23 protein-coding genes and 3 pseudogenes are annotated in these 23,933 nt (G+C 63.8%); 17 read left to right on the top strand and 9 right to left on the bottom strand.

Features of this window, described 5'->3' with window-relative positions:
• From LQ220_RS13660 to LQ220_RS13680, 5 genes and pseudogenes are all read left to right on the top strand, one after another.
• Positions 1 to 108, top strand: a pseudogene (locus LQ220_RS13660) (IS5/IS1182 family transposase); the annotation flags it as partial.
• A 149-nt stretch (positions 109 to 257) separates the two neighbouring features.
• Positions 258 to 662 (top strand): DUF2147 domain-containing protein, encoded by a 405-nt coding sequence (locus tag LQ220_RS13665; protein ID WP_066764031.1) that lies wholly within the window; start codon positions 258 to 260, stop codon positions 660 to 662.
• 38 nt (positions 663 to 700) lie between these two features.
• Positions 701 to 2,002: a porin gene (locus LQ220_RS13670; protein WP_025290589.1), complete on the top strand. Its 1,302-nt coding sequence runs from the start codon at positions 701 to 703 to the stop codon at positions 2,000 to 2,002.
• Positions 2,003 to 2,016: 14 nt separating this feature from the next.
• Positions 2,017 to 3,678, top strand: a complete 1,662-nt coding sequence (locus tag LQ220_RS13675; protein ID WP_047099898.1) for a long-chain fatty acid--CoA ligase — start codon at positions 2,017 to 2,019, stop codon at positions 3,676 to 3,678.
• Between the two features lie 81 nt (positions 3,679 to 3,759).
• The gene (locus LQ220_RS13680; RefSeq protein ID WP_004206963.1) at positions 3,760 to 4,230 is read left to right on the top strand and encodes a MerR family DNA-binding transcriptional regulator; all 471 of its coding nucleotides are present in this window, start codon (positions 3,760 to 3,762) and stop codon (positions 4,228 to 4,230) included.
• Between the two features lie 59 nt (positions 4,231 to 4,289).
• Here the strand turns inward: LQ220_RS13680 and LQ220_RS13685 are convergent, their stop codons facing one another.
• The 6 genes from LQ220_RS13685 to copC all read right to left on the bottom strand — a co-directional run bounded on the left by LQ220_RS13685 (position 4,290) and on the right by copC (position 9,811).
• Positions 4,290 to 4,562 carry a hypothetical protein gene (locus LQ220_RS13685; RefSeq protein WP_017503288.1) on the bottom strand — a complete coding sequence of 91 codons (273 nt, stop codon included), beginning with the start codon at positions 4,560 to 4,562 and terminating at the stop codon, positions 4,290 to 4,292.
• Positions 4,563 to 4,934: 372 nt separating this feature from the next.
• Positions 4,935 to 5,351, bottom strand: a complete 417-nt coding sequence (locus LQ220_RS13690) for a MerR family transcriptional regulator (protein WP_230188858.1) — start codon at positions 5,349 to 5,351, stop codon at positions 4,935 to 4,937.
• Complete coding sequence (locus LQ220_RS13695) at positions 5,348 to 7,705, bottom strand: heavy metal translocating P-type ATPase (RefSeq protein WP_230188859.1); 2,358 nt, start codon at positions 7,703 to 7,705, stop codon at positions 5,348 to 5,350. The genes LQ220_RS13690 and LQ220_RS13695 overlap by 4 nt, the downstream gene beginning before the upstream one ends.
• A gap of 107 nt (positions 7,706 to 7,812) precedes the next feature.
• Positions 7,813 to 8,487 (bottom strand): class I SAM-dependent methyltransferase, encoded by a 675-nt coding sequence (locus tag LQ220_RS13700; RefSeq protein ID WP_017501308.1) that lies wholly within the window; start codon positions 8,485 to 8,487, stop codon positions 7,813 to 7,815.
• 36 nt (positions 8,488 to 8,523) lie between these two features.
• Positions 8,524 to 9,429 carry a copper homeostasis membrane protein CopD gene (gene copD / locus LQ220_RS13705; protein WP_230188860.1) on the bottom strand — a complete coding sequence of 302 codons (906 nt, stop codon included), beginning with the start codon at positions 9,427 to 9,429 and terminating at the stop codon, positions 8,524 to 8,526.
• 4 nt (positions 9,430 to 9,433) lie between these two features.
• Positions 9,434 to 9,811 carry a copper homeostasis periplasmic binding protein CopC gene (gene copC / locus LQ220_RS13710; protein ID WP_007406420.1) on the bottom strand — a complete coding sequence of 126 codons (378 nt, stop codon included), beginning with the start codon at positions 9,809 to 9,811 and terminating at the stop codon, positions 9,434 to 9,436.
• Positions 9,812 to 9,943: 132 nt separating this feature from the next.
• On the opposite strand from copC, the gene LQ220_RS13715 reads away from it, so the two are divergent.
• From LQ220_RS13715 to LQ220_RS13755, 9 genes are all read left to right on the top strand, one after another.
• Positions 9,944 to 10,216 carry a hypothetical protein gene (locus LQ220_RS13715; RefSeq protein ID WP_010336583.1) on the top strand — a complete coding sequence of 91 codons (273 nt, stop codon included), beginning with the start codon at positions 9,944 to 9,946 and terminating at the stop codon, positions 10,214 to 10,216.
• Complete coding sequence (locus LQ220_RS13720) at positions 10,216 to 10,653, top strand: periplasmic heavy metal sensor (RefSeq protein ID WP_029547545.1); 438 nt, start codon at positions 10,216 to 10,218, stop codon at positions 10,651 to 10,653. Before LQ220_RS13715 ends, LQ220_RS13720 begins: the two co-directional genes overlap by 1 nt.
• Positions 10,650 to 11,216, top strand: coding sequence for an RNA polymerase sigma factor (locus tag LQ220_RS13725; protein ID WP_010336585.1), 567 nt, complete (start codon positions 10,650 to 10,652; stop codon positions 11,214 to 11,216). Before LQ220_RS13720 ends, LQ220_RS13725 begins: the two co-directional genes overlap by 4 nt.
• Positions 11,217 to 11,282: 66 nt before the next feature.
• Entirely contained in the window at positions 11,283 to 13,211 is a 1,929-nt protein-coding gene (locus LQ220_RS13730; protein ID WP_010336586.1) for a copper resistance system multicopper oxidase, read from the top strand.
• Positions 13,208 to 14,395 carry a copper resistance protein B gene (locus tag LQ220_RS13735; RefSeq protein WP_004212733.1) on the top strand — a complete coding sequence of 396 codons (1,188 nt, stop codon included), beginning with the start codon at positions 13,208 to 13,210 and terminating at the stop codon, positions 14,393 to 14,395. The genes LQ220_RS13730 and LQ220_RS13735 overlap by 4 nt, the downstream gene beginning before the upstream one ends.
• Before the next feature lie 90 nt (positions 14,396 to 14,485).
• Positions 14,486 to 14,959, top strand: a complete 474-nt coding sequence (locus LQ220_RS13740; protein ID WP_007406421.1) for a DUF305 domain-containing protein — start codon at positions 14,486 to 14,488, stop codon at positions 14,957 to 14,959.
• Between the two features lie 58 nt (positions 14,960 to 15,017).
• Positions 15,018 to 16,553 (top strand): PAS domain S-box protein, encoded by a 1,536-nt coding sequence (locus LQ220_RS13745; RefSeq protein ID WP_230188861.1) that lies wholly within the window; start codon positions 15,018 to 15,020, stop codon positions 16,551 to 16,553.
• Entirely contained in the window at positions 16,543 to 17,166 is a 624-nt protein-coding gene (locus LQ220_RS13750; RefSeq protein WP_048938668.1) for a response regulator, read from the top strand. Before LQ220_RS13745 ends, LQ220_RS13750 begins: the two co-directional genes overlap by 11 nt.
• An 81-nt stretch (positions 17,167 to 17,247) precedes the next feature.
• Positions 17,248 to 17,655: a response regulator gene (locus LQ220_RS13755; RefSeq protein ID WP_048938667.1), complete on the top strand. Its 408-nt coding sequence runs from the start codon at positions 17,248 to 17,250 to the stop codon at positions 17,653 to 17,655.
• Between the two features lie 61 nt (positions 17,656 to 17,716).
• On the opposite strand, the pseudogene LQ220_RS13760 reads toward LQ220_RS13755, so the two are convergent.
• From LQ220_RS13760 to LQ220_RS13770, 3 genes and pseudogenes are all read right to left on the bottom strand, one after another.
• Positions 17,717 to 18,400: pseudogene (locus tag LQ220_RS13760) on the bottom strand (magnesium and cobalt transport protein CorA); the annotation flags it as partial.
• 421 nt (positions 18,401 to 18,821) lie between these two features.
• On the bottom strand, positions 18,822 to 19,259 hold the full coding sequence (locus tag LQ220_RS13765; protein WP_185706855.1) for a DUF411 domain-containing protein: 438 nt from the start codon (positions 19,257 to 19,259) through the stop codon (positions 18,822 to 18,824).
• A gap of 96 nt (positions 19,260 to 19,355) precedes the next feature.
• A pseudogene (locus LQ220_RS13770) lies at positions 19,356 to 19,556 on the bottom strand (MFS transporter); the annotation flags it as partial.
• Between the two features lie 226 nt (positions 19,557 to 19,782).
• Here LQ220_RS13770 and LQ220_RS13775 point away from each other — a divergent pair.
• Genes LQ220_RS13775 through LQ220_RS13785 form a run of 3 tightly spaced genes read left to right on the top strand, consistent with a single transcriptional unit; the run spans position 19,783 to position 23,931 of the window.
• On the top strand, positions 19,783 to 22,485 hold the full coding sequence (locus LQ220_RS13775; RefSeq protein WP_230188862.1) for a TonB-dependent receptor: 2,703 nt from the start codon (positions 19,783 to 19,785) through the stop codon (positions 22,483 to 22,485).
• A gap of 10 nt (positions 22,486 to 22,495) precedes the next feature.
• The gene (locus tag LQ220_RS13780) at positions 22,496 to 23,200 is read left to right on the top strand and encodes a PepSY domain-containing protein (protein ID WP_004213138.1); all 705 of its coding nucleotides are present in this window, start codon (positions 22,496 to 22,498) and stop codon (positions 23,198 to 23,200) included.
• On the top strand, positions 23,197 to 23,931 hold the full coding sequence (locus LQ220_RS13785; RefSeq protein ID WP_004213137.1) for a PepSY domain-containing protein: 735 nt from the start codon (positions 23,197 to 23,199) through the stop codon (positions 23,929 to 23,931). The genes LQ220_RS13780 and LQ220_RS13785 overlap by 4 nt, the downstream gene beginning before the upstream one ends.
• The last annotated feature ends 2 nt before the right edge of the window (positions 23,932 to 23,933 follow it).

A 23,933-nucleotide genomic window follows, 5' to 3' on the forward strand; every position in this document is an offset into this window, starting at 1 on the left:
TTTGGACGCCTCAAGCATTTCCGCCGCTTTGCCACACGCTACGATCGGCGAACCATCCACTTCGCCGGCTTCGTTCATCTCGCCGCTGCCATGATCTGGTTACGCTGAATGTCGATCCGACCTAATAGGCATTTTGATGACGCATTGAGCTATTGACTTACCTATACGTCATCGAGATGGTTATGGGACGCTGATTCGCCGCATATTGGCTCCAGACGTGAAACAGACGGTCGCCTGAAGGCGCGCGGAGAGGAACGATGTCGATCATTCTGACACTACTGGCTTCGAGCACTGCATTGCCCGCCGACACCGTTGTCGGTCGCTGGCAAACCGAGAGCCATCATGGCGTCGTGGAAATCACCCGCTGCGGGCAATCAATCTGTGGTGCCTTGATCAGTTCCGACGGGATCAAAGCCAACCCCGAACTACGTGACGAAAAGAACAAGACCGCTGCGTTGCGCGGTCGTCCGCTTCGTGGATTGCAGATGCTGCAGGGTTTTACGTGGAAGTCGGGCAGTTGGTCGGGTGGCTCCATCTACAACGCTGAGGATGGCGGCACATACAGCGCGACGGTCACATTAGCCGATCGGGATCATTTGCGCCTCAAGGGCTGCATCGTCTGGCCCCTTTGCAAGACGCAGACATGGACGCGCATCCGATAAGCACGAGGAATTTGACAATCACGAAAGGGGAGACGGGCGTGGCAGGCAAAAATTGGAAAGTTGGGATCGCAACATCGGCCCTGGCGGCTGGATTGCTCGCGCCGCAAGCCGCGAGCGCGCAGGCCTTTTACCTTCAGGAACAATCGTCCAGAGGTGCCGGACGAGCCTTTTCGGGCGAGGTCGCCGACCAGGGCGTACAGTCCCTCTGGTGGAATCCCGCTGCGATCGCAGGCATGGAAGGAGTCGATGCCCACCAGGCCGTAAGCATAATCCTTCCCAAAGGGTCGGTTGACAATGTCAACACGCTCATTGTCCGTCCCGGGCAGTCGGCTGCGGCTGTAGGCGGGAGCCAACGCTCTCGTGATCCGATCAATAATGGCGTACTACCCTCCGGCGCGATAGCCGTCGGCCTGACATCACGGCTCGCTTTGGGGCTGACCGTCGCCTCCCCTTATAGCTTCACAACCAATTATGATGCCGACAGCTGGGCACGGTATAGCGCCGACAAGACCAAGCTGCGAACATACGACATCCAGCCATCGATCGCCTACCTCGTTACGCCAAATCTCAGCATCGGCGCCGCGCTCAATATCGAATATGCAGACGCATCATTGTCCAACTATCTGCCGAACCTATCGCCTCTTCTCGCCGACGGCCACCAGGAGCTGAAAGGCAATGGTTGGGATCTGGGCTGGTCGGCCGGGCTGCAATATCGCGCCGGCCCCGTGCAACTGGGCGCCAGCTACAAGTCGAGCGTGAAGCATAATCTCGATGGTTCGGTGACGACGACCGGTCTTCTTGGTCCGCTCGCCGGGCAAAACAGCGTAGTGAATGCAAACGCCACGTTCGAGACCCCCTGGCAGGCGATCTTCGGAGCGCGCGTGGCGGTGTCGCCCAAGGTCACCCTCAACGGTCAGGTGACCCGCATGGGTTGGTCGAAATTCGACGCTATCCGGCTCGGCGCGCCGCTCAACGTTTCAATCCCGGAAAATTACCGGGACACGTGGAGCTTCGCAGGCGGCATCGATTATGCGGTCACACCGGCCTGGACCGTTCGTGCCGGCGTTCAACACGCCCAGACCCCGACGCGCAACGGCAATCGGGACGCTCGAGTGCCCGACAGCAACCGGTGGAATTTCGCTGCCGGCACAAGCTATGCCGTGTCTTCCCGGTTCACGCTCGATGCGGGCGCAGCGTATATCACGTTCAAGGATACGACTATTGATCGCACGACAGCGGCCTATGCCGGCACGGCCGTGCAGACGCCGATCCTGATGGACGGCAAGCTCGAGGACGCGCACGCCGTCGTGCTGTCGCTCGGCGGACGTTTCCACTTCTGATGCTGGAGATCGCCATGCCCCAGCCCGCCATCAGCGCCTTCCCGTCGATACCGGAACCGGCAATTCCGCCACGGCTCCTGACCGACCTCCTCGACAATGCGTTGAACCTTTATCCCGAACGCGTCGCCATCGACTTTCTCGGGCGAACCTGGACTTATGCGCAGGTGGGGCAACTCGTTCGTCGTGCAGCACGTGGATTGCAGGATCAGGGGCTGCGCAAGGGCGATCGGTTCGGCCTGTGCCTGCCGAACTGCCCCTATTTCGTGATATTGTACTTCGCCGCGCTGCGCGTGGGTGCGATCGTGGTCAACTTCAACCCGCTCTACACGGAGCGCGAACTGGAGCATCAGATCCGGGACTCGGGAACGCGCATGATGGCGGTACCGGACGTCCGGATAATCCACGAGAAAGTGCAAGCCGTCGCGCCACGTGCCGGGCTGGACAAGATCGTGTTGTGCGGCATGAGGGATATGCTGCCCTGGCTGCAAGGCCTGGGCTTTGCGCTATTCAAGCGAAAAGACCACGCGCGGATACTCGACGAAGGCCTTCATGTCCGCCTCAAGGCGCTTCTCGCCCATGATGCCGAACCTGACGCGGTCGAACGTCACCCTGATGATGTCGCGGTCCTTCAATATACCGGAGGCACAACCGGCGTGCCCAAGGGCGCAATGCTGACCCATGCCAACCTCACGGCGAACAGCGCCCAGATGGTGGTGCATGTGGGAGGACTTCGCCCGCAGCAGGAGAGAACTCTCGGCGTCCTGCCCATGTTTCACGTCTTCGCACTCACGACGGTGCTCAACTTCTCGGTCGAAATCGGCGCCGAAATCGTCCTGCTGCCGCGGTTTGAGATGAAGCAGGTTCTCAGGACGATGAAGCGCAAGCCACCGACACAGTTCTTCGGCGTCCCTACCATCTATGTTGCCCTGAACGCGCTTCCGGACGACGAGATACCCGATCTCTCGGCCGTGCGCGCCTGTATATCCGGCGGCGCTCCGCTCCCGCTCGAGGTACGCGAGGAGTTCGAGGCACGCACGCGTGCCAGGGTCGTGGAAGGATATGGGCTCTCCGAAACCGCCCCAATCATCGCCTGCAACCCGTTGTTCGGGACGGTGAAGGATAATAGCTGCGGCCCAAGTTTCCCCGGCACCATCATCGAGATCCGCGATCCGGAGAATCCCTCGCGGGTTCTTCCCCAGGGAGAACGCGGAGAAGTGTGCGCCCGCGGCCCTCAGGTGATGAAGGGCTATTGGCAGCGCCCTGCAGAGACCAGTGCTGTCTTCGTCGATGGCGCGCTACGAACCGGCGATATCGGCTATTTTGATGAGGATGGCTATCTCTTCCTCGTCGACCGCATCAAGGACATCATCTTCTGTGGCGGATATAATGTATATCCCCGGATCATCGAGGATGCGGCCTACCAACACCCGGCGGTAAAGGAGGCGATCGCAATCGCGATACCCGATGCCTACAGAGGTCAATCTCCCAAGTTGTTCGTCGCACTGCACGAGGGGGCAAACCTGACCGTCGATGAACTCAAGATTTTTTTGCAGGATCGCCTCAGCAAGATCGAGTTACCCAAGGCTTTCGAATTCCGGGACAGCCTGCCCAAAACGCTGATCGGCAAACTTTCGAAGAAGGATTTGATCGAAGAGGAGAACAAAAAGCTCGCCTGAGCCTCTATCCCCTGTCAAGCTACAAAGCTTATGCGCTTGAGTGGTAGGGTAGCCGTGATTGGAGGACAGGGAGTGGATGGCATGGGGAACTCGCTCCACCTCGCCGAGGACGATGAAACGCTTAAGGACGCGGGTCGCGACAACCCCACGCACAAGGGGAGAACCCGCGCAAAGGATGCGGATTTACAAGTGTACGGCATCCAGGATGTCGCTCAGGAACTCGGACTGACACTTCGCACGCTACGCTTCTACGAAAAGGAGGGGCTCATCGCCCCTCAACGGGTAGGCAGCACCCGGGCATATTCCAGGCGTGAGATCGGACGCATACAGCTGATTTTGCGCGGCAAACGCCTTGGCTTCTCCATCAAGGAAATCAAGGAGTTTCTCGATCTCTACGATGCCGATCCCGAGCATAAGGAGCAAATGGAGCGATTGATTGCCCGCATCCGGGAAAGGTTGGTCGACTTGAAGACGCAGCGCTCTGCGCTCGACCTGACAATCGACGAGCTTACAACCATCGAAGTGGAAGCGATGGCAAAGTTGCAGCGATAATTTGGTCATCCCATTCTCTAACCGAGCGGTAACGCTTGATCGCGGCGCCCCCGATCCAATTAAGCCGTCAAGCGACGAGCGCCGCGCCGATCGCTAAGGCCGCCCCAGAACCGCGCCATGATCATCCAGGCGATGCCCGACGCGGTCATCGCCCCGCCGACCTGCCATGGCTCGAGGCCAAGCACGCGCGCGATGGGGCCCGCGAGCGCCACGAACGACATCATCGCCATCGAGCAGACGAAGGTCTCGAACATCAGTGGCTTCATGCTGAAAGCGCCTGATGCTTCCTCCCCCACTTGTTCGTCGCCTGTCGCTGTCGCAGCTTCGGTCATGCTGCTTCGTCCCGTGATGCGACCGGCGAACGGCCAAGCCTCAGCCCAAGGTGACCACCGCGATCGCGCGTGAACTGGTCGGCTATGCCTGGGACATCGCCCGTCGGGTGTCGCCGGCGATAGCCGGCTGATCCACCCACGACATTAACGAGAGGAGGCGCCAGCGCACCAACTGCATAGCCTTGGCCGGCGTGCCGCGGGCACCCGACTGTGATGGGCAATCCACGGTGTACGGTGGGGCAGGTTCGTCCGACGCCCGAACTTAGACGGAGGATAGGCCCAGCGACGGATACGGGTAGTGCGGTAATCAACCCGCGGATGAGAGCATGATCAATCGTCGTCGATCAGGCGCCCGCGGCACACCCGCCAAGGTCAATGCGACCGCTGGTCTCGAGGCCAGCGAAGGAGTAAACTCGGCCAGCGTCTCGGATGGCAGTCATGAGAGCGTATATCTGTGCCCGTTTTATGTGACGCCCCCGTGTTGCGCAAACTGGTCAAAGCTTCGGCCTTGCGTTGAAGCTCTTCAGCCCGAGCCAATGCGAGGGTCTTCACCTCCGAACTTGCCCGTCCAATATCTGCCCAAAGGCCCAACAGCGTGCGGATCTCCTCGATCGGGAAACCGAGATCGCGGGCATTGGCAATGAGCCGCAGGCGATGGAGATCGCGCGCGCCATAGTCGCGATAGCCCGCACCCCGGCGTGGCGGCGCCGGGATGAGGCCGATCTTCTCATAATGGCGGATCATCCGCTCCGAGACCCCGCTTTGCTTCGACGCCTCGCCGATGTTCACAGCGCTTTCCCGTTGAGGCGCAGCGCGTTGGTCACCACGCTGACCGAGGAGAGCGCCATGGCGGCGGCCGCGATGATCGGCGAGAGCAGGATGCCGAACAGCGGATAGAGCGCGCCCGCCGCCACCGGCACCCCGGCGACATTGTAGATGAAGGCGAAGACCAGGTTCTGGCGGATGTTGGACATGGTCGCCTGGCTCAGCCGCCGTGCCCGCACAATGCCCATGAGATCGCCCTTGAGCAGCGTCACGCCCGCGCTCTCGATCGCGACGTCGGTGCCCGATCCCATTGCGATGCCGACATCGGCGGCAGCCAGTGCGGGGGCGTCGTTGACCCCGTCGCCGGCCATCGCCACCACGCGCCCCTCGCTCTTCAACCGCGCGACGACGGCACTCTTCTGGTCGGGCAGTACCTCGGCTTCGACATCGTCAATGCCGAGCCGCCTTGCCACCGCCTCTGCTGTGGTGCGGTTGTCGCCGGTCAACATCACCACGCGAATGCCTTCGGCCTTGAGTGCGGCCAGGGCCTCCGGCGTCGTCTGCTTCACGGGATCGGCGATTGCAAAGGCGCCGCCGACGGTGCCGTCGACGCCGATGAAGATCGCGGTGGCGCCATCCCGGCGCAGGGCGTCGGCCTGCTCCGCCAGCGCGTCGGTTGCTATGCCCTCTTCCGAGAGGAACCGCGCATTACCGAGCACGATCCGGCGGCCGTCGACGGTGCCGAGCGCGCCGCGTCCGGTGGGGGAATCGAAGTCGGTGACGTCGCTCGTGGGGATGCCGCGATCCTTGGCGGCCTCGACGATCGCCAGCGCGAGCGGATGCTCGGAGGCCCGCTCGACCGAGGCGGCAAGCCGCAGCAGTTCGGCTTCGTCGAAGCCGGGCGCCGGCACGATCTGGGTGACGGCAGGCCGGCCTTCGGTCAGCGTGCCGGTCTTGTCGACGACGAGCGTGTCGACTTTTTCCATATGCTCGAGCGCTTCGGCATTCTTGATGAGGACGCCGAGCCCGGCGCCGCGGCCAACCCCGACCATGATCGACATCGGCGTGGCGAGACCCAGTGCGCAGGGACAGGCGATGATCAGCACGGCGACCGCCGCAACCAGCCCGTAGGCGAAGCGCGGCTCGGGGCCCCAGATGCCCCAGGCGATGAACGCGACCACCGCGACCGCGATGACCACGGGCACGAACCAGCCCGACACCTGATCGGCCATGCGCTGGATCGGCGCGCGCGAGCGCTGCGCCTCGGCGACCATCTGGACGATGCGCGCCAGCATGGTGTCCCGGCCAACCTTGTCGGCGACGATAACGAGCGCGCCGGTCTGGTTGAGCGTGCCGCCGATCACCGTGTCGGCCTTGGCCTTGGTGACGGGCATGGACTCACCGGTGACCATCGACTCGTCGAGCGAGGAACGGCCGTCCTCGACCACGCCATCGACCGGCACCTTCTCGCCGGGACGCACACGCAGGCGGTCGCCGACCGCAACGAGATCGAGGCTGATTTCCTCTTCACTGCCATCGGAACCGATCCGGCGCGCGGTCTTTGGAGCAAGGTTAAGCAGCGCCTTGATCGCGCCCGAGGTCCGCTCGCGCGCGCGCAGTTCGAGCATCTGGCCGAGCAGCACGAGGACAGTGATCACCGCGGCCGCCTCGAAATAGACGGCAACCATGCCGTCCTCTCCGCGGAAGGCGGGCGGGAACAGCTGGGGCGCGAGCGTCGCGACGACGCTGTAGATCCAGGCGACCCCGGTCCCCATCGCGATCAGGGTGAACATGTTGAGGTTGCGGGTCTTGAGCGAGGCCCAGCCACGCTCGAAGAAGGGCCAGCCCGCCCAGAGCACGACGGGTGTCGCCAGCACGAACTGGATCCATACCGAGATCGACATCGGCACGAGGCGATGGATCGCGGGAAAGAGATGCGCGCCCATCTCGAGGATCAGCACCGGGAGGGCCAGCATCAGGCCGACCCGGAAGCGCCGTGTGAAATCGACCAGCTCATGGCTGGGGCCGCTGTCGGCAGTCACGGTCGCGGGCTCGAGCGCCATGCCGCAGATCGGACAGGATCCGGGATGGTCCTGCCGGATCTCTGGATGCATCGGGCAGGTCCAGATCGTGCCTTCGGGCGCCGCGACCGGCGGCGCTGGCGGGCCGAGATAGCGCTCGGGATCGGCGATGAATTTGGTCCGGCAGCCCGCGCTACAGAAATGATAGCGTTCACCGCCATGCTCGGCTTGATGCGCCGTGGTCGCCGGGTCGACGGTCATGCCGCAGACCGGGTCCTTGACGCCGGTCGCCGCTTTCGCGGCGCTGTGGCCGCCGCAGCAACCGCCGCCATGCGCCGCTCCATGTGTCTCGTTCATCGCCTTGCTCCTTTCGACGCCTGACGATCTAGGGTCTGACACCGTGTCAGGGTCAATACGTAATCGCCTAAGCGGATAAATCGGCGGGCCCGTTCGCCTGGCCGCCATCAGCCAAGGTCATTGGCAACCGTAAGGCCGTGGTCCTGCGCCGGTCGATGCGCCGTAAACAAGTCGATCGCGCCGGTGATGGTCAAAAGCCGAAACGTCTCGGCCACATGCCTGAAGCCGGCCGCCGCGATCAGGCCGGGGAGCACGCCGTCGGCATTGGGCCGGGTATCATCGATGCCATCGAGCCGCTGCACGGTCAGGCGGAAGGCAAGCCGCATGAAACCCTGCTGGCGGCCATAATCGGCGATCACCAGGCGCCCACCCGGGCGCAGCATGGCGAACATGGCGCGCAGGGTTGCCGCCTTCTCCCTGACCGGCATCTGATGCAGCACGAGACTCGACACGACAGCGTCGGCGGTACCCGGGGCCACGTCCCTGGCAAATCCCTGACGCCAGTCGATATCGGCCCGCCGCACAGCGGCCTTGTGCCGCGCGATGTCGAGCGCCTCGGCATCGGGATCGAGACCGATCACCTGCGTCCTGGGCTCGGCTTGCTTGAGCATCAGCGCGAAGCTGCCGGTGCCACAGCCGACGTCGACGACCGTCTCACCGGCTTTGGGCGCCAGGGCGGCGAGCATGGCGGCACGCCACCGCTTCTCCCGCGTCCACAGGCGGATCGCGCGATCATAGTCTTTCGTCGATCCGGTCCCGAGGGGCGGGGTGTAGGATTGCATAGGCTTCTCCCAACGCGAGGCGTCCGAAACGATAAGCTACATCGACATGGGCGGCGATAGTGTCCCCAGCCAGGCGACGAGGCTCGCGCGCAGCAGCGCCTGCGCCCGTGGCGCGTCCTCTTCCTCGATCGCCTGCGCAAGTGCCGGGGTCAGGCGATAACGGTTGAGCGCGGCCAGGCCCAGCATGCCGGCGAACAGCAGCAGCTTGGCGATGAGCAGCAGGCCGTAGGTCGACTGCCCGAGCGAGGCGATGTTGCCCGGACCGACGAGGAACCAGCCGTTCACCGTCCCGGTCAGGATCAGCAGGGCGACGATGATCGTGCCGACGAGGGAGAAGCCCCGCAACGCTTCCTCGGCGAGCGTGACCCGGTCCATGTCTTGAGCGGCGAGATCGTCGGTTGCGAGCCTGGGAAGTACCAGCGCGAGGAATGCGGCAAGCGCGCCGACCCAGGCGCCGGCGGCGAGCAGATGGATGAGATCGGCCCCCAGTTGCAGCCAGCCCGCCTCGCCTTCGCCAGCCGCGCCATGCCCACTCCAGGCGAGGGTCGCGAGTGCGACCGCGCCTGCCAGAGTGGAGGCGATGAAGGCAGGACGGGATTGCCGGCGATAGAAGGGGATGGAGAGCAGAAGAACGAGGAGCGCGACGAGGCGCGCCTTCAGCGCCGTTCCCATGGACGTGCCGTTGAACAGCTCTGCGACCATGGAAAGATCAGGCTGGGTGAGCGGCAGCCCGGTCATGGCCGCTGCCTGCAACGCGAACCCCAGCGCCGACAGCAGGAGGGCGAGACAGGCGAGACCGGCCACCATTGCTACCATCGGCAGATGCCGCTGTACCATCCGGCCGCCGCCGGGCGCATAGAGCGCGAACAGCGGCAGGCCGAACAACAGGCCGAGATCGACGTAGAGCGCCCAGCGGACGGCGACGAGTGCCACGTCGTTCATGGCGTCACTTGACGGTAAAGGCGAGATTGCCCTGGATGCGGTGCGTGTCGGTCGAGACGACGTGCCAGGCGACCTGATAGCTGCCCGCCATGAGCGGCTTGGCGAGCGTCAGCACGAGCGTCTTGTCGCCTTCGACGGACGTCTTGAAGCCGGTTACCGCCATGCGGTGGTTGGGCATGCCGGGCATGCCGGTCATCACGATCTCGGCGCCCGACAGCTTCGGCATCAGACCTTCACTGAAGGTGAGCGTTATACGCGACGGCGCCGGGACGCTGGCGTTGGCGGCGGGCGTCGAGGACACGAGCTTGGGATGGGCGTAGGCCGGAGCCGAAACACTCAGGCCGACGGCGGCGATGGCTGCGAGCGGCGAAAAGAAGCGCATTTGGACATTCTCCTGTCAGTGACATGAGAGAATACGCAGCCGCGACCTGCACCCCTCGCAATTTTCTTTTTGTTCCCGGACAAGGGTTGCCGGACCATCCTGCGTATTGAGAAGTGAAGACGGAGAAACATCATGGACCACCTCGACGACATGCTCAGCCGGTTGCGGGAAGCGCCGCTCGATCCCCGGCTTGCCGGGCTGGACAGCCGCGTCATGGCCGAGATCGCCCGGCTCCAGGCCATGCCCCGCCTGAGCGCCACGACATTCGGTATCGCCGCGGCAGCAGCCTTGTTCCTGGGAATTGCCGGCTCGGCCGTGCCTGTGCGGTCGACCGAAGCCGGGCCGATATCGCCCTTTGACGCGCGGCCCGCGCTCGCTCCTTCGACGCTGCTGAGTTCACAATGATGCGCGACCGCCGGCTCCTGCTCCTCGTCCTGCTGACCTTTGCCGCGGCGATCGCCGGTGTGGTCATCGGCCGCGTCTATGTGGTTCCGGTGCGCCCGGTCGAAAATGAGTTGCACGACCTGCTCCATCGCGATCTGAAGCTGGACACCGCGCAACATAGCCGTCTCGAGACGATCGAGAAGAACTATGCGATCCGGCGTCAGGCACTGGAGGCCGAACTGCGCGCCGATAACGCGCGGCTCGCCGAGGCGATCGAGGCGGAGCATGGCTATGGTCCTCGGGTTGCAGGGGCGGTGGATCGCTCGCACCAGGCGATGGGCGCGCTGCAGAAGGAAACACTCGAGCATATCTTCGCGATGCGGGCCGTGCTGCGCCCGGATCAGACGGACAAGTTCGACGACGCCGTGGTGAAAGCGCTGACGGCCGAGAAAAAATGACGCTCCACCTCCCCGACTGCTCGGACGGGGAGCTTGCGGCTCTGGCGCTTGCAGGCCGGCAAGCGGCCTATGGCGAGCTGGTCCGCCGGCATCAGGGCTGGGTGCACCGCCTCGTGCGCAGCCATGTCGGGAACCGCGACGAAGCGCTCGACGTGACCCAGGCGAGCTTCGTCGCCGCCTTCGCCGCACTCAACCGCTATGACGCTGCGCGACCCTTCCAGGTCTGGATGTCCCGGATCGTCATCAACAAATGCCATGACTGGCGGCGCCGGCGCGCGGTCCGGAACTTCTTCTCCATGGCCCTGCCGCTGGGCGAGGCGGATGACGTCGCCGATGAGGCGCCGCTACCCGACCAGGCAATCGGCGCCGAGCAGCAACTGGCAGAGGCGATGAAAGCGATCGCCGCCCTGCCCGCCTCTCTCAAAGACACGCTCATCCTGCGGACGATCGACGAGAAATCGGAAGCCGAAACCGCCGAGATTCTCGGCATCAGCCAGAAGGCAGTCGAGACCCGCCTCTACCGCGCCCGCGCACGCCTCGCGGAAATGTTGAAGAAAGTTTGAGGGGGATGAGGCCACGCTGCGTATTTCCAATAGGTCCGCCCTCTTTCTTAAAGCTGAGACAACCGAATGATTTCTGCTCTCGACCGCCGCCAGTTCCTCCGCGGCGCGGCCCTCGCCGGTGGCGGCGCCGCCTTGTCAGCCTGGCTGCCGGCCTGGGCGCAGACGATCTCGCCGGGGATGCGACCGACGCTGCCGACCGTGTCGGGCGAAGACATCACGCTCACCATCGCCCGGCAGTCGATGACCATCGACGGGCGCAAGTTCCGGGCAATCGGCCTCAACGGCACGGTCCCCGCCCCGCTGATCCGGCTGCGCGAGGGCCAGCGCGTGCGGCTCAACGTCATCAATCAGCTGGAGGAGGACAGCTCGATCCACTGGCACGGGCTGATCCTGCCGGCCAATATGGACGGTGTGCCGGGCGTGTCTTTTCCGGGCATCAAGCCGGGCTCGAACTACCTCTACCAGTTCTCCGTCGTGCAAAGCGGCACCTACTGGTACCACAGCCATTCAGGCCTGCAGGAACAGGAAGGCCATTACGGCCCGATCATCATCGATCCCGCCGGTGCCGATCCGGTCGCCTATGACCGCGAGCATGTCATCGTGCTCGCCGATCACAGCGCGCTCTCGCCGCAGGCGATCTTCCGGCGCCTCAAGGTCAACCCCGGCCATTTCAATTTCCAGCGCCAGACCCTGGCCGGGCTCCTGTCGGGCAAGGATCAGCCGCTCAAGGACCGGCTCGACTGGGGCCAGATGCGGATGGACCCGGCCGACATCTCCGATGTGACCGGATCCACCTACACCTATCTCGTCAACGGCCATGGTCCGATGGACAACTGGACCGCGCTCTTCACCCCGGGCGAACGGGTGCGGCTGCGGGTCATCAATGCGTCGGCGATGACCACCTTCAACGTCCGCATCCCCGGCCTGCCGCTGACCATCGTTCAGGCCGACGGGCAGAATGTGGTGCCGGTCACCGTCGACGAGTTCCAGATTGGTGTTGCCGAGACCTACGACGTCGTTGTCAGCCCAGGCGATGACAAGGCCTACACCCTTGTCGGCGAGGCGATCGACCGCTCGGGCATGGCGCGTGCCACGCTCGCGCCGAGGGCCGGCATGGCCGGCGAGGTTCCCCCCTTACGCAAACGGCCGCTCGCCGACATGAAGGACATGGGCATGGACATGTCCTCGATGCCGGGCATGGAAGGCATGGACATGTCGGGCGGCGCTATGCGGGGCGTCGATCCGACGGCCGAGAAGAACGCGTCCGCGCGCCTCGCGACCGGCGCGGCGGCAGCGATGGCGACCATGGACAATAGCGCCATGGCAGGCATGGATCATTCGGGGATGGATCATGGATCGATGGCCGGCATGGACCACGGCGCGATGGGCGCCGATGGCCAGATGGCGGGCATGGATCATGGCGGGCACGCGATGGGCTCGATGAAGATGCGCGACTTCTCGAACGCGCCGCAGGTGAAGCGCGACCCGAGCGTCCAGACCATCTCGCCGATGCCCGTAGACCGCACCGGCGAGCCCGGCCAGGGCCTCGCCGACGTCGGCCACAAGGTGCTTGTCTACAGGGACCTGATGGCGCTCGATCGCAATCCGGACGTGCGCGCGCCGAGCCGCAGCATCGACATTCACCTCACCGGCAACATGGAGCGGTTCATGTGGTCGTTCGACGGCGAAAAAATGTCGGACCATCACGAGCCGATCCCCTTCATCGAAGGCGAGCGGGTGCGCGTCAATCTCATCAACGACACGATGATGGGGCATCCGATCCATATTCACGGGCATTTTTTCGAGCTGGTGACGGGGCATGGCGATCACAGCCCACGCAAGCATACGGTGATCGTCCAGCCGGGCGGCAAGGTGACCTGGGACTTCACCGCCGACGCGGTCGGCGACTGGGCCTTCCACTGTCACCTTCTCTACCACATGCATGCAGGGATGATGCGGGTCGTAAGCGTCCGTCCGAAGGGAGATGCCCAATGACCCGCATCCTCACGCCGCTGGTGAGCGCGATCGCCCTTCTCTCCGCCGCGCCCGCCTTTGCCCAGGATCATTCGATGCACGACATGCCCGGCATGGCGCCGCCGGGCGGGGCGCGGCCGGCGCAGGAGAAAAAGAAGGACAAGGCCGCCGCGCCGCGCCCCAAGCCCGCTGCCGGGCCGCGCGCTCAGAAGCCAGCGCCGGACGCCACCTCGGCGATGGACCATTCGCAGCACCAGGCCAGTCCTGCGCCGCAGGGAGATGCCGCCGGTCAACCGCAACCCGCTTCTCCCGCGATGGCGGAGATGCCGGGCATGGACCACTCCCAGCATCAGGACGGCGCGATGCCGGACATGCCCGGGATGGACCATTCGCAGCATGGCGAGACCGCCATGCCCGGAACCTCCGCCATGCCCGGCATGCAAATGACCGGCACGGCGCTTCCGGCCGGCAATGCGCCCCCGCCGCCTCCCCCAAGCGACCACTTCGCCGATCGTGATTTTCCCGGCGGCGAGATGGCGCGCTCGCGCGACATCATGATGAAGGATAGCGGCGGCAACAATTTCGGGCAGGTGCTGCTCAACCTGTTCGAGTATCAGGCGCATAGCGGCCGCGATGGCTATCGCTGGGATGGCGAAGGCTTTTACGGCGGCGACATCAACCGGCTCTGGCTCAAGAGCGAGGGCGAAGGCGAGTTCGGCCGCGGCATCGACAGCGCCGAGGTGCAGGTGCTCTACAGCCGGGCCATCGACCCCTATTTCAATCTTCAGGGCGGTATCCGCCAGGACTTCGGCCGCGGGCCCGACCGCACCTACGCGACGATCGGCGTCGAGGGCCTGGCTCCTGGCATGTTCGAGGTCGAAGGCGCGCTGTTCCTCTCGACCAAGGGCGATGTTCTGGGCCGGGTCGAGGGCTATTACGACCAGCGCATCACCCAGCGCCTGATCCTCCAGCCGCGCGCCGAGGTCAATTTCGCCGCACAGGATATTCCGGAGAACGACATCGGTTCGGGGCTGGTCAACATAGAGCTCGGCGCGCGCCTGCGCTACGAATTCAGCCGCCAGTTCGCGCCTTACATCGGCGTTTCCTACCTGCGCAAAGCCGGAGACACGGCGCGGCTGTCGAGGCTTGCGGGCGAGGACGTCCATGCCACCAGCTTCGTCGCCGGCGTTCGCTTCTGGTTTTAGCATCAGGACGGCTGATGGCGGGGGCGAACAAGAGAGCGGGGCGTTACACTCATACCCAGGTCGGCCGGCGCCGAGCGAAGGAGATACGCCATGGACCATTCGTCCCACATGAACACCCGGAAGATGGGCGCCTATTGGAGCCTTGCCGTTCAGACCGTCATCAGCGGCGTCATCATGTATCTGGTGATGTTCGTCATGATCGACGGGCTCGACAGCTTCTACAACAACCTCAACATGCTCTACATGACGCTGATGATGGTCGCGCCGATGGTGGTGCTGATGATCCTCGCCATGGGGCACATGTTCGCGTCGAAGGCCGCCAACATCGCGCTGATCGCCGCGTCGCTGGTCGCCTTCTTCGGCAGCTTTGCACTCATCCGCACCCAGACCACGATCGGCGACACGGCCTTTCTGCGCTCGATGATCCCGCACCATTCCGGGGCGATCCTGATGTGCCAGGAAGCAAAGCTCAGCGATCCGGAGGTCATCCGGCTTTGCGAATCGATCAAGCGCTCGCAGCGGCAGGAAATCGACGAGATGAAGGCCATACTCGCGCGGCGCTGAGTGGCACGGTCGGGCTACGCCCGGATACGTGCGCCCGGCCAGGTATGTGAGCCGGCCGATGGTCGACACGAGGCGCGGGGCGGACGAGATTGCAAGCGACGTAGCGCGGCTTGCGCCGCTGTTCCTGCGACAGGCTGGCGGCCACGTCCTGACGCTGCTCGATCCTTCCGGGATCGTGCTGAGCTATAATGAAGAAGGCGAGCGTGCCGAATGCTGGCCGCTCGATCGCGTTCTGGGACAGCCCCACGACCTGTTCTACCCGCCTGACGAGATTGCGGCGCGTCGTCCAGGCGCAGACCTGGCGGCCGCCCTTCACGAGGGCACGCTGGAGCGCGAAGCGTGGCGGGTCTGCGAGAACGGCGCGGAATATCTCGCGCGCCTGACGATCAGCGCCCTGTTCGAAGGCGACACACATCGAGGCTTCGCCTGCATCAGCCGCGATGTCACCGACGAGGCGGCGGTCCGCGCATCGATCGAGACCCGCGAGCAGCATCTGCAATCGATTCTGGCGACGGTGCCGGATGCGATGATCATCATCGACGAGACCGGCGCCATCACGTCGTTCAGCGCAGCGGCACAACGCCTGTTCGGCTACAGCGAAGCCGAGCTCGTCGGCCGCAACGTCTCCTGCCTCATGCCCCAGCCCGATCGCGACCGGCATGACGAATATCTCGCGCATTATCTGCAGACCGGCGAGCGCCGGATCATTGGCCTCGGTCGCGTCGTGGTCGGCCAGCGCCGCGACGGCTCGACCTTCCCGATGCAGTTGTCGGTCGGCGAGGCCGGTGAAGAGGGCCAGCGGCTTTTCACAGGGTTCATCCGGGATCTCACCGCCAAGGAGCAGGATGAGCTCAGGCTCAAGGAACTGCAGGCAGAGCTGGTCCATGTCTCCCGGCTGAGCGCGATGGGCACGATGGCCTCGACCCTCGCGCATGAGCTCAACCAGCCGCTTGCCGCGGTCGCGCTCTATCTCGAGACGATCCGCGACATGCTCGACGAGCGGGACGACGAACCTTTCGTGTCGCTACGGTCCGTGATGGACGATGCGGCACAGGAAACGCTGCGGGCCGGCCATATCGTCCGGCGCCTGCGCGATTTCGTCGCCCGCGGCGAGGTCGACAAGAGCCTCCACGAGCTGCCGCAGGTCATCGCCGAGGCGAGCCAGCTCGCGCTGGTCGGCGCCCGCGAGCGCGGCATCCGCAGCTTCTTTGCACTCGATCCCGTCGCGACGCCGGTCCTCGTCGACAGGGTGCAGATCCAGCAGGTACTGGTCAACCTAATGCGCAATGCCATCGAGGCGATGGCGGAGTGTCCGGTTCGCGACCTCAAGGTGGCGACCAGGTTGCGCCCTGACGGGCTGATCGAGGTGACTGTGGAGGATACCGGCCCCGGCATCGCCGACGAGGTCCGCGAGCAGCTCTTCACGGCGTTCAACTCGACCAAGGCCGACGGCATGGGCCTCGGCCTCTCGATCTGCCGGACCATCATCGAAGCGCATGGCGGCCGCATCTGGATGGAGCGACCCGACCGCGGCGGCACCCGTTTTCATTTTACGTTTATCCATGCGCGGGCGGAGGAGGAACATGGGGGATAGACGCGTCATCCATCTCGTCGACGACGAGGAGAGCATTCGCAAGGCGGCGAGCTTCGCGCTCAAGACCGCGGGCTACGACGTCGTGACCTATGCCTCGGGGGTGGAGTTTCTCAAGGAGGCGAAGTCGGCGGCCGTCGGCTGCGTCATTCTCGACGTGCGCATGCCCGAGATGGACGGTCTCGAGGTTCAGGCCGCCATGGCAGCGCGCGGCGTCAACATGCCGGTCATCGTCCTGACCGGCCATGGCGACGTGTCGGTTGTGGTGCAGGCCATGAAAGGCGGCGCGGTCGACTTTCTCGAGAAGCCCTTCGAGAAAGCCGCCCTGCTCGGCGCCGTCAGCCGCGCGTTCGCGCGTCTCGACGATGTCGACCTTCGTACCCTGGAAACGTCCGAAGCAGGGGTGCGGGTCGCTGCACTGACGCCCCGGGAGCGGGAAGTGCTCGAAGGGCTGACTAACGGCCTGCCTAACAAGACAATCGCCTATGACCTGGGCTGTTCGTCGCGAACGGTCGAGGTCCATCGCGCGAGCCTGATGTCCAAGCTCGAGGTTCGCAATCTGTCCGAAGCCCTGCGGATCGCCTTTGCCGCTGGCATGGGCCGCAAGCCGAAATGACTGCGACCTCTACGTAGCGACGGGACGAGGCGCGATATGCGATCGATGGTGCAATCGTCACACGGGTGTCCGCTTCTCGCAATGCCATCGGTCCGTTCCACCCAGCATGATGGCAGATACACCATCCTCGTCTCCGACGACGATCCCGGCGTGCGGCGTGGCCTCCAGCTGCTGCTAAGATCGCGCGGCTATGCCGTGTGGGGATATACGACCGGCCACGCGCTGTTGGCCGACCCCCGCGCGAAGGAAGCAGACTGCGTCATCCTCGACTATCGCATGCCCGACATCGACGGATTCGCGATGCTGAGTCACCTTCGCGAGATCGGATGGTCGGGACGCGCCATCATGATCTCAGGCTTTCACGACACGCTGCTGGCCTCGCGGGCCGCCGAGGCGGGCTTCGATCACGTTCTCGCAAAGCCTTTGATCGGCAGGGCTTTGCTCGATGCGTTGGACCGGCACCGCGCCGAGACGCTTCGAAAGCATTGAATTGTGGCAACCTGCCCCCGGCGGCCTCAACCTCGCGCGATGTGGCAAGCGGTCAGCGACGTCAAAGCCAGTGGTTGCGTTTGAACCGGATGTAGAGTCCGATGCAGACTGCGGCGATGACGCCGAGGATGACGAAATATCCCCACTGCGTCTTCAGTTCGGGCATATTCTCGAAGTTCATGCCGTAGATTCCGGCAATCGCGGTAGGCACCGCGAGGATCGCGGCCCAGGCGGCAAGCTGACGCGTGATCGCACCCTGGCGCTGCTGTTCGAGCAGGTGACTCGCCTCGAACACCGAGATCAGGATGTCGCGGATGCCGGTGATGGCGCTCTCAACCCGGAGCATGTGATCGAGCAGATCACGGAAATAGGGTTTGGAGGCCTCATCAAGCCGCGGAAGCTGCAGGTTCACCAGCTTGCGACCGACCTCGAGCATGGGACCGAGCACGCGCTGGAAGCGGACCAGCACACGCCGCAGCGTGAAAATCCGGGTCACCTCCTCGCGGGTGAGGAAGGCCGCAAGCATCCGCTGCTCCATCTTGAGCACGTCCTCCTCGATCGCCTCGACGATCGGGAAATAGCCATCGACGATGAAGTCGAGAATGGCGTGGAGCACATAGTCCGGACCCTCGCGCAGCAGCTCCGGCGTGATTTCGAGATGCGCGCGAAGCTCGCTGTGCGAACGTGCCGAACCCTGCCGAACGGTGATGAGGAAATTCTCGCCCAGGAATATCGCGGTGGAGCCCATGTGTAAGACCGTTGCTCGAAGCCAATTCGGACGCTGCGGACAGCGGCCAGACGTTGGTGTGAAAATGCGTCTGGACAAGGATGCCGTGCCAGCAGAACACGACAAGCATCGCGAGCGAGAACAGCGTGTTCGCCGTCCATCGAATTGAGCGATGCTCGCGATGCGACGCGCTTGTGATGCGCAGGTGTCGCGACCCCGGTGACATGGATGACTCAATCCGCGCCACGGGTCATTGCCCCCGACGTCCCTACGACACCGGATATTAGATCACTAAACTGAGATGATATTTCATCTCCCTTGAGGGCAGCAGTACGCCCACGCAAGGTCGGCGTCGGGCAAGCGCCGTGCGCCGCTCCTGGTCTCGACATCGTTCGGCCAGGCGAAGTAGGATTTCGGATTATCGAGAGCTTGCTCAGCATCAGTGCCGCGCGAAAACATGCTGCCCGGTGCTGCCGAACGACACCACCGTATAGGGTTGGCGGGCAGCCCCCGCCACTTCCATGCCCTCCGAGCCGATCGGCATCCCCGCCACCGCAATGCCTCTGACGCCTACGGGACGGGTTGCCAGCAGGCGCTTGATATCGGCGACCGGGACATGCCCCTCGATCAGATAGCCATCAACCATCGCGCTGTGGCAGGATGCCAGCGTGCCCGGCATGCCGGCCCTCCGCTGAAGCGCCCCGCGCGACGCATCGTCGCGCATGACAACCTTGCGGCCCAGTTTCGCGCGAAGCGCCTGGGCCCACTTCTCACAGCATCCACAGCCCGGGTCCCGGTGGACGACGACATCATTCGCCGCAAGCGCTGCGCCGGGCAGGGCGAGGAACAGCAAGAGGGCGGATAGACGGGTCTTCATGAACGGCTCCCGGAAGCAGGCGATAGGGATCCTAATGATCTATACGCATCGATGCCCCCTACCCATCATCACGCAGATGTTTTCACGATTGTGGGCGGCCAGCAGGCCGAGCGTCAGTCCCGCAAGCCGCCTCGGCATGGTCACCAGCCAATCGAGCCTCGCATGGAAGATCTGTGCCGCCAGCATGCCCAATCCGCAGAGACTGAGCATCCAGGCAATCTCCTCGCGGCTCAGCGAAATGGCGCTCCGCGTCACCAGGAGATTGACATGCATCGCCGTCAGCCCGCCGCCCGCGACGAAAGGTATGATATTCTATCCTCTTCTTTCAAAAGCTTTCGCAAATGAGCGCTCGCAAAAATATCTCTTCAGTCATGAGGGTTCGACGTCTGGCGTGCGCATTACAGCTATATCTCTATCTAAATTTCACGAGACTAAGCTGTTGGAAAAACAGGAAAAATACTGTTGACCTGTATATACAACTGATGTTGTCTGTGGCTGTTCTAAAACATCAGGGGGATTGCACATGACCATCAGGATGGCCCTGCTCGGCAGCGCCGCCATCGTCGCGGGCTACGCCGCGCCGGCTCTCGCTCAGGCCGATCCGACACCCCAGCCAAAGGCACAAGTCCCGGAGGATGCCAGCGACATCGTCGTTACCGGCTCACGAATCCGTCGGCAGGATCTGGCCGGGGTTGGACCGGCCACCGTGGTCACCGCCGAGCAGATCCAAAATACCGGCATCGTCAATATCGAAACCGCTTTGCAGCGTTTGCCGGCCAATGCCGGCTTCGCGGGCAACCAGACATCGGCCTACTGGACGAACAACGGTTATGGCACCGCTCAGGTCAATCTGCGCGGCCTCGGCATCAAGCGCACACTCGTGCTTCTGAACGGCCGGCGCCTCGTCGCGGGCGGCACCGGCGCCAATTCCTCACCCGATCTCAACATGATCCCGGTCGTGGCGCTGGCACGCACCGATGTCCTCAAGGATGGCGCGTCCGCTATCTACGGGGCCGATGCCATGGCCGGCGTGGTCAACCTTGTCACGCGCACCGATTATGAAGGCCTGGGTCTCAGCGTCCGACAAGGCATTACCGAGCGCGGCGACGGCTCCGATCTCACCGCGGACCTACTTTGGGGCATTCGCAACGATCGTAGCGGGTTCATGGCAGCAGTCACCTACCAGAAGACCAGCGCCGTCAACATGGCCTCGCGTGCGCCCTGCTCGCTCGCTGAAACGACGCCGGGCTCGCTGAGCTGCGTCAACAGCGCCTCGACGATCGGCGGACGCGCGGTGCTGCCCAACGGCCAACAGATCAACTTCAACCAGGTACCCGGAGGGAACGGGAACTTCTACGAGCCTTACAGTCCCGCCAAGCACAACTTCAACTCGAACCCGTTTCTCAATGCGGTCAGCCCAGTCGAGCGCGTCAGCACGGCCTTCTTCGCGGACTATGCGCTGACCGACGGTATCCAGGCGTTCGGCGAGTTCCTCTATACGTTCCGCAAGTCGAATCAGATCGCGACACCCGGCACGCTGCGCAATCTCTCGATACCAGCCAGCAATCCGACCAATCCGACCGGCCAGAACCTGGTCCTGGCCCAGCGCCGCCTCGCCGAACCCGGCGCGCGCCACTTCTTCCAGGAGACCGATACCTGGCAAGGCACCTTCGGGCTGCGCGGCAAGCTGGCGAACGACTGGGCCTGGGAAGTCGCGGGCAGCTTCGGGCGTAACACGGCCGTCGACGGCTCGACCAACATCGCCAATCTCGAGCGCGTCGCGAACACGCTCGACAGGAGCAAATGCTCCAGCACGGCGGGCGCGGCCATCCCCTGCGGTGACTATCTTGGGTTCGGAGACCTGACACCTCAGGTTCTGGATTATATTCTGTTCACCTCGCGCGATCGCGGAGGCAACGAACTCGGCACGGTCACGGCTGACCTCAACGGCGATCTCTTCTCCCTTCCAGCCGGCGCGGTGTCCTTCGCCACCGGCGTGGTCTATCGGCGCGAAAAAGGCTGGCGCGATCCCGACCCGTTGACGGTGCTCGGCGTGGCGAACGTCAATCAGCAGGATCCTATTTCGGGCTCGAGCACCGCCAAGGAAGCCTATCTCGAGCTATCGGTGCCGGTGCTTGCCAACACAGCTTTCGCCAAGGCGCTCACGCTCGATGGCGCAGTCCGCTACTCAGACTATAATCTCTTCGGGAGCGACTGGAATTACAAGCTCAGTGCCGACTGGGTAGTCAATGACAGCATCCGTCTGCGCGGCACTTATGGGACGGGCTTTCGCATTCCCAACGTGCCGGAGCTTTTCGGCGGCGTCTCGGAAGGCAATCTGACCACGACCGATCCCTGCTCGCGCTACACCTCCAGCGGCAACGTGACCTTGATCGCCAATTGTCAGGCGTCCGGTGTGCCGGCCAACTATACGCAGCTCGGCACCACGATCCTCACCACAGTGGGCGGTAACCAGAGCCTTCGGCCCGAAAGCTCCACGACCTGGACCGTTGGTACGGTGATATCGCCGCGCGGCATCATCCCAGGGTTGTCGCTGACGGCAGACTGGTTCGACATCAAGATCAAGGACGCGATCCGGGCCATTCCCGGCTCGACCAAGCTCGCAGTCTGCTATGCGAGCCAGAACCTGTCGCACCCGTTCTGCAGCGACTTTACGCGCAGCGCGCTGACCGGCGAGGTCACTTACCTCTCCGCCCAGCCCATCAACACCGGCCGCGAGGAGATGAATGGTCTCGATCTGGGTCTGGTGTACAGTGGTGCGGTGGGCGAGGTGAAGATCTCCTTGGATCTCAACATGACCTATCTCAACAAATATGTCGTAAACCCCTTCCCCGGCGGCGCGCCGATCTATTTCGACGGGTTTATCGGGGGCGGCAATGGCGGCTATCCGAAATGGCGTGGTTATGGCGTGCTGACGGCGGAAAAGGACGGCATCAGCGCGACCTGGTCGACACAATGGATCGGCAAGGCGACCGACTTCAACGCATCGGCCGGCGACATCGGCTACCGCACGCCGAACGTCTTCTACCACAATCTTCAGCTTGCCTTCGCGATCGACGAGAAGACACGTTTCCAGATCGGGGCCGATAATCTGTTCGACCGCAAGGCGCCCTATATCCAGAGCTTCACCGATGCCAACACCGACACGATGACCTATGATCTGCTCGGACGGCGCTTCTACGCCGGCTTCCGAACCGCGTTCTGAAGGGCAGCACATGGCAATTCGCTGGCCTTTGGTCATCCGCCGGACGCACAAGTGGCTGGCCCTGATCGTCGGCGTCCAGGTTCTGCTCTGGACGCTGACCGGCTTCTATATGGTGGCCGTCCATATCGACATCATCCATGGCGACGATCTGGTCCGCCCACCGGTCGTCGCCCCCATCGACCTTGCGAGCTTCGTCCCGCCGGCGCGGATTGTTCAATCGGCTCCCGACGCGTCCGAGATCCGCCTGCAACGGTTCATGGATCAGCCCGTCTGGCGCGCGCAAACCCCGGGTGGTCCAAGACTCTTCGATGCAGGTTCGGGACAGCCCATCCCCGATTTGAGCGAGGCACAAATCCGCGCCGCCGCTCGGCGCATCTACAGCGGCACCGGGGACATCGTCGCAGCCCGGCTGCTGACGACGGCGCCACTGGAAATGCAGGCGCGCAAGCCTCCCTATTGGCAGGTCGAATTCGATGCCTGGAACCGGCCAACCCTGTATCTCTCTCCGCAGACCGGTGAGCTGATCTCGCGCCGCCATGCGCTGTGGCGCGTGTTCGATTTCGCGTGGATGCTGCACATCATGGACTATGACGATCGCTCCGACGTCAACAATCCGCTGCTGCGCGTGGCGACCTGGAGTGCCCTTGCCATGGCGCTGGCCGGGGCTTGGCTGCTGCTTTGGTCGTTCCCGCGGCGCAGGAAGAAGAAGGCATGAAGAAAATCCGGTTCACCCCGCTCTTTTTTCGGCGCATCCACAAATGGGTCGGCCTGATCCTGGGCGTGCAGTTTCTCCTTTGGGCTCTGAGCGGCTCGATGATGGCCTTGCTCGATCAGGAGAAGGTCGGCGGACACAGTGCGCAGGCCAGCCATCAGCACGCCCTACCTGCCGGTGACTATATTGCGCCGGCAAAGCTCGCTCTTGATGGTCCCGTGCTCGGCATCGCCTTGCGGTCCCTTGCCACACGCCCCGTCTACGAGCTTCGATCCACCACGGGCACGCGGCTAATCGACGCGACGAGCGGCGCCCCGGTTCGGGTCGACGAGCAGGTCGCGCGCGACGTCGCGACGATGGTGAATGAAGCACCGATCCGCAAGGCAACGTTGCTCGCCGAACCGAATGTGGAAGCGCGCGAGCACGAAGGCACCATGTGGCGACTGGATTTCGCGGACGCAGAGAACAGCAGCGCCTACATCTCCGCCGACACCGGCCGATTCCTGGTCATGCGCGGCGACACATGGCGCACCTGGGATTTCTTCTGGATGCTCCACAATATGGACTATGTGAACCGCACCAGCTTCAATCACCCGCTGATCGTCTTCGTTGCGTTCGGTACTTTGTGGCTGTCGGGGACGGGCTTCTACCTGCTGTTTAAGAGCTTCAGTCGCGCCGACGTGCGATGGTTGCGGCGCAGGCGCAAATCGGCCGTCAAGTTGGGCGCGGGCTGATC

This window comes from Sphingobium sp. CECT 9361 (assembly GCF_918741285.1).
Classification (GTDB): domain Bacteria; phylum Pseudomonadota; class Alphaproteobacteria; order Sphingomonadales; family Sphingomonadaceae; genus Sphingobium.